At 61.4% G+C, this 12,284-nt stretch carries 14 protein-coding genes and 1 tRNA gene; 8 read left to right on the top strand and 7 right to left on the bottom strand.

From position 1 onward, the window contains the following. Positions 1-130: 130 nt before the first annotated feature. Entirely contained in the window at positions 131-514 is a 384-nt protein-coding gene (locus JQ609_RS02135; protein WP_212271852.1) for a hypothetical protein, read from the bottom strand. Between the two features lie 278 nt (positions 515-792). Further along, positions 793-984 (bottom strand): hypothetical protein, encoded by a 192-nt coding sequence (locus JQ609_RS02130; RefSeq protein ID WP_192738773.1) that lies wholly within the window; start codon positions 982-984, stop codon positions 793-795. A 106-nt stretch (positions 985-1,090) separates the two neighbouring features. Between JQ609_RS02130 and JQ609_RS02125 the strand changes: the two genes are divergently transcribed. Together JQ609_RS02125 and JQ609_RS02120 are read left to right on the top strand one after the other, a co-directional pair. After that, a complete protein-coding gene (locus tag JQ609_RS02125; protein ID WP_212271851.1) occupies positions 1,091-1,684 on the top strand; it encodes a hypothetical protein in 594 nt (197 codons plus the stop codon). 419 nt (positions 1,685-2,103) lie between these two features. Then, positions 2,104-2,574, top strand: coding sequence for a hypothetical protein (locus JQ609_RS02120; protein ID WP_212271850.1), 471 nt, complete (start codon positions 2,104-2,106; stop codon positions 2,572-2,574). Between the two features lie 35 nt (positions 2,575-2,609). Here the strand turns inward: JQ609_RS02120 and JQ609_RS02115 are convergent, their stop codons facing one another. Then, a complete protein-coding gene (locus JQ609_RS02115; RefSeq protein ID WP_212271849.1) occupies positions 2,610-3,551 on the bottom strand; it encodes a hypothetical protein in 942 nt (313 codons plus the stop codon). Between the two features lie 977 nt (positions 3,552-4,528). Here JQ609_RS02115 and JQ609_RS02110 point away from each other — a divergent pair. The 5 genes from JQ609_RS02110 to JQ609_RS02090 all read left to right on the top strand — a co-directional run bounded on the left by JQ609_RS02110 (position 4,529) and on the right by JQ609_RS02090 (position 8,653). Next, complete coding sequence (locus JQ609_RS02110; RefSeq protein ID WP_212215058.1) at positions 4,529-5,530, top strand: TRAP transporter substrate-binding protein; 1,002 nt, start codon at positions 4,529-4,531, stop codon at positions 5,528-5,530. A gap of 158 nt (positions 5,531-5,688) precedes the next feature. Continuing rightward, on the top strand, positions 5,689-6,264 hold the full coding sequence (locus JQ609_RS02105) for a TRAP transporter small permease (protein ID WP_212271848.1): 576 nt from the start codon (positions 5,689-5,691) through the stop codon (positions 6,262-6,264). After that, positions 6,261-7,586, top strand: coding sequence for a TRAP transporter large permease (locus tag JQ609_RS02100; RefSeq protein WP_212271847.1), 1,326 nt, complete (start codon positions 6,261-6,263; stop codon positions 7,584-7,586). The genes JQ609_RS02105 and JQ609_RS02100 overlap by 4 nt, the downstream gene beginning before the upstream one ends. A gap of 121 nt (positions 7,587-7,707) precedes the next feature. Then, positions 7,708-8,301, top strand: coding sequence for a Spy/CpxP family protein refolding chaperone (locus JQ609_RS02095; protein WP_212215071.1), 594 nt, complete (start codon positions 7,708-7,710; stop codon positions 8,299-8,301). 276 nt (positions 8,302-8,577) lie between these two features. Next, positions 8,578-8,653: transfer RNA gene (locus JQ609_RS02090), tRNA-Lys, on the top strand. A 105-nt stretch (positions 8,654-8,758) separates the two neighbouring features. Here the strand turns inward: JQ609_RS02090 and JQ609_RS02085 are convergent. Then, positions 8,759-9,181, bottom strand: coding sequence for a cupin domain-containing protein (locus tag JQ609_RS02085; protein ID WP_212215072.1), 423 nt, complete (start codon positions 9,179-9,181; stop codon positions 8,759-8,761). Positions 9,182-9,438: 257 nt separating this feature from the next. Between JQ609_RS02085 and JQ609_RS02080 the strand changes: the two genes are divergently transcribed. After that, complete coding sequence (locus JQ609_RS02080) at positions 9,439-9,786, top strand: hypothetical protein (RefSeq protein ID WP_212215073.1); 348 nt, start codon at positions 9,439-9,441, stop codon at positions 9,784-9,786. A 126-nt stretch (positions 9,787-9,912) separates the two neighbouring features. Here JQ609_RS02080 and JQ609_RS02075 read toward each other — a convergent pair whose 3' ends face one another. From JQ609_RS02075 to JQ609_RS02065, 3 genes are read right to left on the bottom strand one after another with little or no spacing between them, the layout of a single operon-like run. Continuing rightward, positions 9,913-10,641, bottom strand: coding sequence for an SDR family NAD(P)-dependent oxidoreductase (locus tag JQ609_RS02075; protein ID WP_212271846.1), 729 nt, complete (start codon positions 10,639-10,641; stop codon positions 9,913-9,915). Further along, positions 10,634-12,019, bottom strand: a complete 1,386-nt coding sequence (locus tag JQ609_RS02070) for a class I adenylate-forming enzyme family protein (protein WP_212271845.1) — start codon at positions 12,017-12,019, stop codon at positions 10,634-10,636. Before JQ609_RS02070 ends, JQ609_RS02075 begins: the two co-directional genes overlap by 8 nt. Beyond that, positions 12,006-12,251: an acyl carrier protein gene (locus tag JQ609_RS02065; RefSeq protein WP_212263824.1), complete on the bottom strand. Its 246-nt coding sequence runs from the start codon at positions 12,249-12,251 to the stop codon at positions 12,006-12,008. The genes JQ609_RS02070 and JQ609_RS02065 overlap by 14 nt, the downstream gene beginning before the upstream one ends. Between the last annotated feature and the right edge of the window lie 33 nt (positions 12,252-12,284).

Genomic DNA, 12,284 nt, shown 5'->3' with positions numbered 1-12,284 from the left:
CCACGCCCAGCAAACGGATGTCCGTTCTGGCCGCCGGAAAGCTGGACTGGCGCCGCAGCGAGCACCTCACGGCAAACGAAGAAGGCCCCGTGGGGACGGGGCCTTCAGACGCACAAAAACCGCTCTGGTTCTACTTCTTCCCTTTGGCCGCGGGCGCGGACGCGATCGGCGCACTGGCGCCTGCGTTGGGCGGAGCGGCGCCTGCTTTGTGCTGGTAATCAGGGCCTGACATGGGAACCGGCTTCTTGGCTTTTGGATCAACCGCGACGGACGCACTGGCGCCCGCGTTGGGCGGAGCGGCGCCTGCTTTGTGCTGGTAATCAGGGCCTGACATAGGAGTCGGTTTCTTGGCTTTTGGATCAACCGCAATGGACGCACTGGCGCCTGCATTGGGCGGAGTCGCGCCGGTCTTGCTGGAGTCTTTTGCGATCATTGGCGGCGCGGTCTGAGCCAACGCCAATGACGATCCAAGGGCAAAGAACGAAATGGCTGCCGCCGTAACGAATTTCTTCAAGTCCGCCTCCCATTTAAAAGTGACCAAGACGCACAGTCTGTTCCACGGCGACGCGGCGGTCAAACTTGATTTCGCGGACCAACGGTCGCAGCACGACGTCATTGCGACCGGCACTGACCTAGGCCAGGGCGATGGCAGAATTGACCGTGGCCTGGCCGTTGCCGGACTGTCAGCCCGCCATGCTGCAGCAGCGAAGCCGGGCTCAGGCCGCGGCGAAGACCTCGCCTCCCTGGTCAGGGGAGGCGAGATCAGGCAACTCAGCGCTCGGCTTGCCGAAATCAGCTGCGGGGGATCGGGGGGCTGAAGCCGCCGTTGAACGAAAGCAGCTTCGCGATCTGCTGTGGCGTCAGCAGGTCGTGATTCCGGGGAATGTGCGGATGCGCAATGGTGCTGGTGCCAATCAGGGAAGTGACGCCACCCGAAGCGGTCGCAAGCTCGGTGTCGTTCAGAAGTCCGGTATTGCTGGTCATCGGTTTGCTCCGTCGTGTCCGACCGGGGCGATCATCGCTCCGTTTCATCGGTGAGCCGGACCATGCCCCCGTCTGCCGTCCCGCGCTGTTCCCTGGGGAACAAGCCTTGCGTTGGGCGCAGTCCGCCTTTGGCCGAGCGGCACTGGCCAGCCATCGCTTCTCCTGCATGCGCGCACGCACAAACACGACTGACCTTCGCAGCCTGGTGAAGCCTTCGCATGAGGAGTGGGGCGCCACCGTATTTTTCGGGGTGGGAGGCTTGGGCCGTTCAAGGTGCATTCATAATGAACTGCCTATTCAGCGCCGGGGGCGGCAGACTGTTTATGATGGGACCGTTATGTCGCGTGCCCCTGATGATTTCGATCCGCTGGCCGTTGTTATTGACTGGCTCGACGCATGTCGATCACGCGACCTCAACGCGTTGCTCGATCTTTACGAGGAGCGCGCAATACTTGAATGCGATTGCGAGGGTGTGCGCCTGACCGGGCGAGAGCCGTTGTCGGCTTACTGGTCCGGCAAACTGCAAAACCAGCTCCCGACTGCCTTTACCCTCGACGATCTCACGGTGACGGAAGACGGCATTTGGGTTGATTATCGGAACAACAAAGCCAGTCTGGTGCGGGCGCACTTTCGTTTCAGCCCGTCAGGCAAAATTGAGCGCACCCACTGCGGGCCGTTGGAGCGACGGCTGTCGGCATAGCCTACATTCGCGAACCATCGATGATCGCTATCAGGTTCAAAGGCGGACGGCGACTAAGGCGACACTTGAGTATCTTGCCGGGAACAAGTGGTAATCCGGGACGTTAGTGCCGACGGTAACACGCTCGCAGACCTTCGATGGGCCACCAAGGTCCCCGCTTGCCGTCCGTCGACTTCTCTGCGTGAGCCCTGCCGAGCACTCGCTCGGCAGGGCTTTTTATAATGTTCGGCAGCGCTGCTAATCATCGCAACGACACGTTTTTTCGGACACTGCATCAGCACTCTCAAACGAGGCGCAAACCTCAAGCGCGCGCGTGAGTAGGGATTGCGGCGGCCAGGCAAACGCCGGCTACCTATTTTTCCCGACCCGGAACATATCTTGCGATCACTGTGTTGACGTGCATTCTCGGAGACACGGTCATGGCATCGAGCGCGCGCATTTTTTTCGCAGGGGTGGGAACTACTTTTGTCATCCTGGGAGTTGGCTTTGGCAGCGGACTCCTGATGGCTAACTCGGCGCTCAAGGACCACTCCGGCTACCAGGCACGGACGACCGCGGAACTGCCGTCCCCCGTCAGGGTCATTCTGCCTACCACGGCAGAGGCGGCCCAGCCGCCGCAGCCGCCGCAACAGACATCGCAACAGGTTGCAGTGGTGGACTCGGCACCCGAGCCGGTGCAGGCAGCGCAACCGGAAAAACGCGTTGAGAAGCCGGACGCGAAGAAGGCCGAAGCCGACGCGCGTGAACGCCGCAAGCGCTACGCCGAACGCAAATTAAAGCGCGAGGCCGCCCGCGCCAAACAGCGGCTGGAGCCGCGAGAGCACGAAGAAGGCCGGATCATGGCCTTTGGTGGTGACGACACGTCGCGCGTGGCGCTGTTCGGCAACTAGAGGCGAGGGCCTTAACGGGGGATCCGCGTTTTTCCCTATACTGGAAGTTCGACGCCAGTTACCGATTTTGACGGATCACGTTCGCTGACGTCCGGCACGGACGCATCTATTCCCATCAGTCCAGCGGCGGGCCCAGCCGTGACCGACTTCGGATCGATCGCCTTGTCGTTTCCGGATGGAGGTGAAGTATCGTTTGATCGTCCACGGAAGGTCTCGCTCAGTTTCGACTTTGGGAGACCGGCATCAGCCCCGACGCCGAAGCGATCAGTGACACGCCGGCCAGGAGAACCAGTATCAACACCGCCTTGCGAAACGTATCGTCGTTGATGGGTTAACCGCATCAGTCGTGCCGTGCGCGGGCGAACGGCGACTAAACGCCTTCGCCCGCACTTCGGTAGACTGGAATCTAGCCCATCGTTATCGATGTCGCGCCACGTTGAGGGGATGCCGGACTGCGGAATAAAATCTGATAGGACCTCGACCTCCAACAATTGCTTGCCGTTGAAAGACACGCTGAAGCGCGAGCCTCTGAAGTCGATGCGCAAGCTATGCCAGGTGTCGGCCGGAACCTTGACGTTAGAGCCGTAGCCTCCCTTGCGGCCGACAATGTCGAGTGGGCTTCGAACACCGTTGACGGTTTTGTAGAGAACGACATTGTCCTCAAGCGCATTGGCCCGGGTCACGTAGTAATTGTTCGCGTCCTTCGCCCGCCACACAATGCCGGCGGCGCGATCCTGCGATCCCGCGATGGCCTTGAATTTTATCTCGACAAAACCGTCCTTGATGCTGGTGTCGTTCTTCAGTAGCAGCGGATAGGTGGCCCGGCCGGATTGCTTGAGCACCTTCGATTTTGACGTTGCCGTGTCATCGCTCTCGACCGTCCATTTCGGATCACCTGATCCTGTAAGGGGCGCCGTCCAGCCCTCGGGCGCAACACCGATCCCGGTGCTCTCGAAACTGATTGCGTGGTTTGACATGTCATTCACTCCCATGAGGAAAAGCGTCGCCGCAATGATGGCTCCCCTGAATCTCGCCGCAGAAAGCGTAGCGCGCGCGGGACCTTCGTAGGGCCGGGTTCTCTTTAACCCGCCGCTTTGATTGCGAGATGGCGGGTTAAAGCGAACCCGCCCTACGCGACTGTCGCAATTCTCTTCCGGCCCAATTGCAAAACGCCAACTGCGTCGCCTCGCGCGCAAGCGCAATCTTGCGACCGGGCTGCGACAAAACAACACGACGGGCAAATCAGTTCTGATTTATAGAAATCATGTCAAGCCAAAAATTTCTGTAAATCAAAAATATCTCTCTTCCCTTCGACCCAAATCACCGGCACATTCTCACTCATCCCGTCCCACTCAGAGGGCGTTGGCCATCGTCACAACGAGGGGCGGGTCGCGGTGGACGCTGATGTTGCGATTGACGGTCGCGGCTGAAGCGTACGGCGAAAGCGTGTGGTCCTGGCGCCCGTAACGGCGTCAAGCTCTGAAGAAGCCAACGCTTCCGAGGGGTGACGGTGGCAATAGAGGCCGTCTCACCGGGGAGAGCGCGTCATAAGCCGTAAAGCCATTGCGCAGGGAATGTCGGATGTTCTCCGCTGCCCTGTATGCTCATGTGCAGCTCCTTTAGCACAATCGCACATGAGACCGCGGGTGCAGCGCGCATCCGGCATTCCCTGCGCCCTTTGATTAAGAGGGCGAACGATTTCAAGCATAGCTCGGGCGCATCGCGTCGCGAGGGTGCGGAACCATGCCCCTGCGAAAGCCGCCCCCTTGGCCAACCACCGTAATTGGACAGGATGTCGCATTTTGCGATGCAGCAAACCTTGAAGACCGGACCCTGCTAACCGGACCCTGCTAACGGGCAATGGCGTTTCGCCCGGCTTCTCTGTATTGGTTCGGTGGCATACAAGCTTCGGAGCCGGGTGTTCGCGCTCCGCAAAAAATACGTGGGAGGAAACATGAAGAGATTGATTTTGGCTGCGGCATCGATTGCAGCTTTGGCCCTGGTGGGTCCGGCTTCTGCGCAGTCGCCGATCGTCATCAAGCTCAGCCATGTCGTGGCGCCGAACACGCCGAAGGGGCTGGCGTCGGAGAAATTCAAGGAACTGGCCGAGAAGTACACGGGCGGCAAGGTCAAGGTCGAGGTCTACCCGAATTCGCAGCTCTACAAGGACAAGGAAGAGCTGGAGGCGCTGCAGCTCGGCGCGGTGCAGATGCTGGCGCCATCAAGCGCCAAGTTCGGGCCGATCGGCGTCAAGGAATTCGAGGTGTTCGATCTGCCGTACATCCTCCCCGACCTGAAGACGCTGCGCAAGGTCACCGACGGTCCGCTCGGCGCAAAGCTGCTGAAGCTGCTCGATGCCAAGGGAATGACCGGTCTCGCCTACTGGGACAACGGCTTCAAGCAGATGAGCGCCAACAAGAAGCTGATCACGCCGGCCGACTACAAGGGCCTCAAATTCCGCATCCAGTCGTCGAAAGTGATCGAGGCACAGATGCGTGCGCTGGGCGTGATCCCGCAGGTGATGGCGTTCTCTGAAGTCTATCAGGCGCTGCAGACCGGCGTCGTCGACGGCCAGGAAAACTCCTGGTCGAACATCTACACCCAGAAGATGCACGAGGTGCAGAAGCATATCACCGTCACCAATCACGGCTACATCGGCTATATCGTGGTGGTGAACAAGAAGTTCTGGGACGGCCTGCCGGATGATGTTCGTGGCCAGCTCGACAAGGCCATGAAGGAAGCCACCGCTTACGGCAACGGCCAGTCGCAGAAGGAAAACGACGAAGCGCTCGCCGACATCAAGAAGAGCGGCAAGGCGGAGATCGTCACGCTGACGCCGGAGCAGGACGCTGCGATGCGCAAGGCGATGGAGTCGATCTACAAGGATGTCGCCGGCCGCGTCGGCCAAGGGCTGATCGACGAGTTCCTGAAGGAGACCAGGGGCGCGACCAACTAAGACGACGATTTGAGATGCCGGGAGCTTCCAGGCTCCTGGCAGGGGCGAATGGATCGTTCTCCGTCATGGCCGGGCTTGTCCCGGCCATCCACGTCTTTCCTTGCTGACGCGCGCTAGCAAGACGTGGATGCCCGGGGTTCGATAATTGGGGGATATAGATGCTTCTACGCATCCTCGACCGGCTCGAGGAACTGCTGATCACATTCCTGATCGCGGCCGCCACGGTGATCATCTTCATCGCGGTGATGCATCGCTATCTGGTCGGCATTCCTCTTCTCTACCCGTACCTGTTTCCCATCAACCTCGCATGGGCGCAGGAGCTCTGCATCATCATGTTCGTGTGGATGGCGAAGTTCGGTGCCGCCTATGGCGTGCGCACCGGCATCCATGTCGGCGTCGACGTGCTGGTCAACAAGCTCGGTCCGAATAAGCGCAAAGTCACCGTCATATTCAGTCTGCTGTGCGGTGCGCTGTTTACGTTCGTCGTTGGCTCCATGGGTGCGAAATTTGTCTGGGGGCTCTACCACACCGACCAGGTGACGGCCGACATGGAGATTCCGAGCTGGATCACCTATCTCTGCGTTCCGCTCGGCTCCTATTTGATGTGCTTCCGCTTCCTGCAGGTGGCCAATAATTTCTGGCATACCGGGCATCTGCCGCATCACGACGAAACCCAGGTCGAGGGTGTGGAGATCGATGCGCCCGGTGTCGGCGCTGGGGGGATCGCCCGATGATCACGCTGATGATCTTCGGGCTGCTCGTCGCCCTGATGCTGACGGGTATGCCGATCTCGATCGCGCTCGGCCTGACCGTGCTGACGTTCCTGTTCTTCATGACCTCGGTGCCGATCGAGTCCGTGGCGCTGAAGCTTTTCACCGGCATCGAGAAGTTCGAGATCATGGCGATCCCGTTCTTCATCCTGGCCGGCAACTTTCTGACCCATGGCGGCGTCGCCAGACGCATGATCGCTTTTGCCAGAACGATGATCGGCCATTGGCCCGGAGGGCTCGGCATCGCCGCCACCATGGCAGCCGCGCTGTTCTCGGCGGTGTCGGGGTCTTCGCCCGCAACCGTCGTCGCCATCGGCTCGATCATGCTGCCGGCGATGCTGTCGGTCGGCTATCCCAAGCGCTTTGCCGCCGGCGTCATCGTCACCGGCGGCGCGCTCGGCAATCTGATTCCGCCGTCGATCATCATGGTGATCTATGCGGTGGCGACGAGCGGGGCGGTTTACTTTGGCCCGAATGGCGAGAAAGTCGCCTCTGCCTCGGTCGGGCAGTTGTTCATGGCCGGCATGGTGCCGGGCGTGATCCTGGCGATCATGCTGTCGGGGACGACGTGGTATCGCGCGTGGAAGAACAACATTCCGCGGGTCGAGAAGGCTTCGTGGGGCGAGGCGTTCAAGGCGTTCGTGGACTCGTTCTGGGGCGTCTCCCTGATAGTCGTGGTTCTCGGCGGCATCTATCTCGGCTGGTTCACGCCGACCGAAGCCGCGGCGATGAGCGCGGTTTATGCCTTCCTGATCGAGATGTTCATCTACAAGGACCTGAGGTGGAAGGACGTGCCAAAAGTCCTGCTCGTCTCCGCCAACATGAGCGCGATGATCCTCTACATCGTCACCAACGCGGTGCTGTTCTCGTTCCTGATGACGAGCGAGCAGATCCCGCAGGCGATGTCGAACTGGATCACGAACAGTGGCATCACCTGGATCACCTTCCTGCTGGTGGTGAACCTGCTGCTGCTCTTGGCCGGCAACGTGATGGAGCCGTCTTCGATCGTGTTGATCATGGCGCCGATCCTCTATCCGATCGCGGTCAAGCTCGGCATCCATCCGGTGCATTTCGGCATCATGATCGTGGTCAACATGGAAATCGGCATGTGCCATCCACCGGTGGGTCTCAATCTCTACGTGGCCTCCGGCATCGCCAAGATGGGCATTACCGAATTGTCGATCGCGGTGCTGCCATGGCTGGTCACGCTCCTGGTTTTCCTCGGCCTCGTCACCTACATCCCGGAATTGTCGCTCTGGCTGCCGCGGACGCTCGGGATGCTTTAGTTGAGGAAGGTTTGGCGGCGCGACATTACATCTTGGTAAGGGAAGGCACTCTTGCCTATCGTTAAGTTGATTGCCGGCAGCGGCCGGCTCATCTTCATGCAACCTTTCAACGGAGGTCAGCATGAGGAAGTTCACCATCGCCGCGGTCGCGGTGCTCGCCATCGCCGGTTCGACGGCGGTCTATGCCCAGCACCGTCATTGGGGCTACGGGCATATGCGGATGAACCCGGAAGACCGGGCGGCGTTTGCCGACGCGCGGATCGCCGCCGTGCATGCCGGGCTCAAGCTGACCGCCGACCAGGAAAAGCTATGGCCAGCGGTGGAAACCGCGGTGCGGGAATTCGCCAAACTGCGGATCGATCGGGCCAATGCGCGAATGGATGCGCGGCGGGACGATTCGAGTCCGCAGAAGCCGGATGATCCGGTGGCGCGCCTGCGCGAGCGCGCCGACAACATGGCGACTTCGGCGGCCGCCATGAAGAAAATCGCTGATGCGGCCGATCCACTGTACAAGACGCTGGATGACGGCCAGAAGCGCCGCCTGGCCGTGCTGACCGGAATGGACCGGTTTCATGGCCGTGGCGAGGGCTGGCGGGAACGCCGCATGGAGCGTTTTGAGCGGGATCGCGACGATGGCGGCCGGGATCGCGGCTACAACCGCAACCGCTACGACCGGGATGACGGGCCGGACCGAGGGGGCCCGGAGCGGCTCTGAGCACAGGTTTGCCGAGTTCGGCCCGGCTAGAGCGTTTTCCAGCGAAGTGGACACCGGTTCGCGTCAAGAAAACGCGTCAAAACAAGAATCTAGAGCCCCGTTCCGATTCCATCGGAACGGAAAAGGCTCTAGGGGCGGAAGCCGCTGAAATCCAGCGGCTTTTTGCCTTTCCGGGCCCGCGCCAAAGGCCGGGAAAACTCGCTCCAGTTTGCTGGACATCGGGGAATCGCTTTGCTAAACGACGCCCTCTTGCATGGGCTTTTCCGGACCAAGTCCGGGCGCATAGCTCAGTTGGTAGAGCAGATGACTCTTAATCATCGGGTCCCAGGTTCGAGCCCTGGTGCGCCCACCAAGCCCTTCAAGAACTTGGCCAGATAGCCGCAGCCCGCGAACCGTTTGCGCGGTCGCGGCCGAGCAATATCTGAATGCTCCGCATGGCGGATCAGCAGTCAGGAAGTCAATGGACGGGGGCGAGCGTCCGCTTCAGCTTGTTGATGGCGCGAACGGCCAGACCGAGCGGGAACGGACTGGTCTGGCGGAAGACGGCGACCTTCTTCACATAGCCCTCGACATGCCATTTGGCGTGGGCACCGTTGTGGAAAACGATCACGTCACCGACGCCGTAACGTTTCGGTGGCATGCCCTTGCTCTCAAGCACGATCGATCCTTCCTGGATCACGATGGTCTCGTCGACATCGTAGTACCAGTTGAATTTGCCCTCGGTGCAGGACCAGATCACGGTTGTGGCAGCGCCGTCCGCGCTGGTCGACAGCACATGCGAGCGGGCTTCCGGATTGCCTTCAAGGATCCAGGATGGCTCGATCGGCGACGGCTTGAGATCCACGTTCAAATGGCCGGTTTCAATAAGCGCAAGCGGCATCGATCACCTCAGCGGATTGAATAAGTAGGCACGGCTCAACAGCGTCCCGGCCACGCGAGTTGCAGATTGCCAATTCTCGCGAGGCGGATGGATTAGATTACCCCAAAAAGAACGAAGAGTGGTCGCTCAACGCGGGTTACCTCCAAAGAGGCAGCTCAGGCGCCGTGTCGAAACTCGAGATGAAGCTAGAATGCGAGCTGGCGCCCGGCGAAAAGGGTCGATGATGCGACGAAGCTGGTGCGACAAGGAGGCTGGCTATGCTTCGAGGTTTCAAGGTTCGTTCCGCCGAGCGCGATGCTCGGACCGATAGCGAACGGTTCGGTTCGATTTCGGCCGCGATTAGCGCTGCGGTTGCGTCAGTTCAGAAGGAGAGGGACGCGTTGCGCGGGCGAGTAGATGCGGCCCGCGATCTGGCTTCCTTTGCCGCGGGCACGGACTACGAGGAATATCTGACCCGGGATGCCAGGGACGCGTCCATGATCAAGGAATACGAGTCGCAGATGATAGCCGGCGAAAAGCGCGTGCAGGAGCTGGAGAGCCAGCTTGGCAGTCTGATCGCTGTTCGGGAGGTTTTCAGCCGCTGCTTCCCCGGCATGTCAGGGTAGGCGGACGTGAGGGCCGGCGACGTCTAGAGCGTTTTCGAGCGAAGTGGATACCGGTTCGCGTGAAGAAAACGCGTCAAAACAAGAGTCTAGAGCTTCGGTTCTGATTCAATCAGAACCGATAATGCTCTAGGCGGTGTTGCCGGCGTCCACCGTCAGCACAGTGCCGGTGATGTTCCGGCCGCCTTCGCCCAGGAGATACTCGACCATGGAAGCGATGTCGTCGGCCTCGGGCAGGCGGCGCAACGCGCTGCGGCCGGCGATCCGCCGGCGGCCGTCGTCGTCCAGGGATTTGGTCAGTTCGGTGTCGACGAAGCCGGGCGCGATCGCGTTCACGGTGATGCCGAGCTTGCCGACCTCGCGGGACAGCGAACGGGTGAATCCGCCGGCCGCTGCCTTGGACGCGCCGTAGACGGACAAGCCGTTGTAGCCGGTAGAGGCGATGATGGAGGAGATGTTGACGATGCGCCCGGCGCCGTCGGCCATCATATGGCGCACCACGTATTTGGTCAGAACGATCGGCGACAGCACGTTCAGACGGATCAACGCCTCGATCTCCGAATTGCGCGTGTTGGCCAGCAGCCCTTCGCTGCTGATCCCGGCATTGTTGACGAGACCGTAGATCGCGCCGAAGGCGTCGCGCAGCTCCTTCACGAAGGCGGGAATCTTGTCGGTCTGGCCGAGGTCGAACGCCCTGAAGTGCAGTCGGTCCGCTCCCGCCTCGCGGATGGCCTGTCCCAGCTCCTCGCTCTGGCGGCGCGCGACCGCGACCACATTGTAGTCGCCGGATGCGGCAAGCCTGCGTGCAATCGCAAGCCCGATGCCGCGACTGCCGCCAGTGACGAGGACGTTATGCATCGGCGCGCGTCAGTTTGCCGGCTGCCGTCAGGTCGAGCCGCTCGACGAAGCGGATCACCGCAGGCACCTTGTATGCTGCCAGCGCGTCGTTGCACCGGCTGAGAATCTCCGTACGGATCGTCTCGTGGCGACCAGCGTCGGTGCCGTCGGCGAGGACGATGTCGGCGACCACGATGGCGCCAGTGATCGGGCTCCTGCGCGACCGGGCGCGCGACATTCGCACGCACTCGTGTCGATTGATCACGGTCTCGACCTCCTCGGGATGGACCTTCAGCCCGCCGATGTTGATGATGCCGGTGCGCCGGCCGACAAAATAGTAGCGCTCGTCGCGCAGTTCGACCAGGTCACCGGTGTCGACGAAGCCCTCGGCGTCGGTGAGCTGCGGCGCGCCGGTGCCGACATAGGAGCGTGCCGTGCGGTGAGAGCGGATCCGAAGCGAACCGTCGACGACCTTCATCTCGACGCCGTCGCGGTTCCGTCCGATCAGGTCGGCAGGAAAACCCTCGCGCCCGTCGTTGACCGCGAAACCAACGCCGGCCTCGGTCGAGGCATAGGCATGGCCGATCGATGCCTGCGGAAACGTCCGGGCGAGGCCGTCGAGCACCGCCTGGTCGGCGATTTCGCCGGACAGGCGGACATAGCGTGGCGAGAAGTCCGCGACCGCGCTGCTCATCAGGAGCTTGCGCCAGTGCGACGGTGTCCCGGAAATATGGGTGACGCCGCCCGCGCGCAGCCGTGCCACGTGATCGACGATGGCTTCCCTGGGCTCCGACAGCACCATCGATCCGCCGCCGATCACCGCACGGAGGAAGATCTGCAGGCCGCCGTAGCGACGGATGTCGTAGAACGTCGCCCAGGTCGCGTTCTGATAGCGCGCAGCTCCGTCGGCGATGATTGCGCCGGCCAGCCCGTCGAGCGTATGGCCGACGATCTTGGGCGGCCCGGATGTGCCGGAGGTCAGCATCAGCCACTCGGTCGCGCGTTCGGTCTTCCATCCCGCACCCGGCCGTTCAGGCAGACCGGCGCCGACGACCAGGTACGCGCCGTCATCGCATCGGTGCAGCGGCCTGTCGGTCACGATGGCGTCGATCTCGGCATCCGCAAGCAAGGCCTCGATGTGATCCGGATCGAGGTCGGGCGGGCACAGAAGCATGCGGCGGGCGATGCCGTCGAGCTCGATCATCGCGAGCGCAGACTGCAGCTGTCCCGACGTCGCAAGCATCACCGAGCGGCCGGACAGCTCGCGATATCTGCCGATCAGACAGCTGTGCCCGAGAATGTCGGTCAGCGATATGACGTGCCGGGCATCGGAAATCGTGCGGCCCTTCAGCTCCGGGCCGAGATATTCGCGCAGTGCTAGGACGTCAGGCTGGGACATTCTCGTATGCTCTGATGAACTCGCCGACGGTCGACGGGAAGGCGGCGTCCTCCGCGATGGTGAACGGATCGATGCCGAGATCGTCCTCCAGCCGCGCGACCAGGATCGCGAACGCCAGAGAATCGAACCCGGTGTCCTGCAGCGCCAGATCATCCCGGAGCGGCGGAAGGGTGACCTTTTGCTCTTCAGCGATCTGCTGCATCGCCGAGAAAATCCTCAACTTTACCGACATGAACACCTCACCTCTTCAAAAAGCGGCTCTTCG

The sequence above is a fragment of the Bradyrhizobium sp. AUGA SZCCT0169 genome, assembly GCF_018130085.1.
In the GTDB taxonomy this organism is placed as follows: domain Bacteria; phylum Pseudomonadota; class Alphaproteobacteria; order Rhizobiales; family Xanthobacteraceae; genus Bradyrhizobium.
The sequence above is the reverse complement of the archived record's forward strand: the minus strand, read 5'-3'. Positions and strand labels throughout refer to the sequence as shown.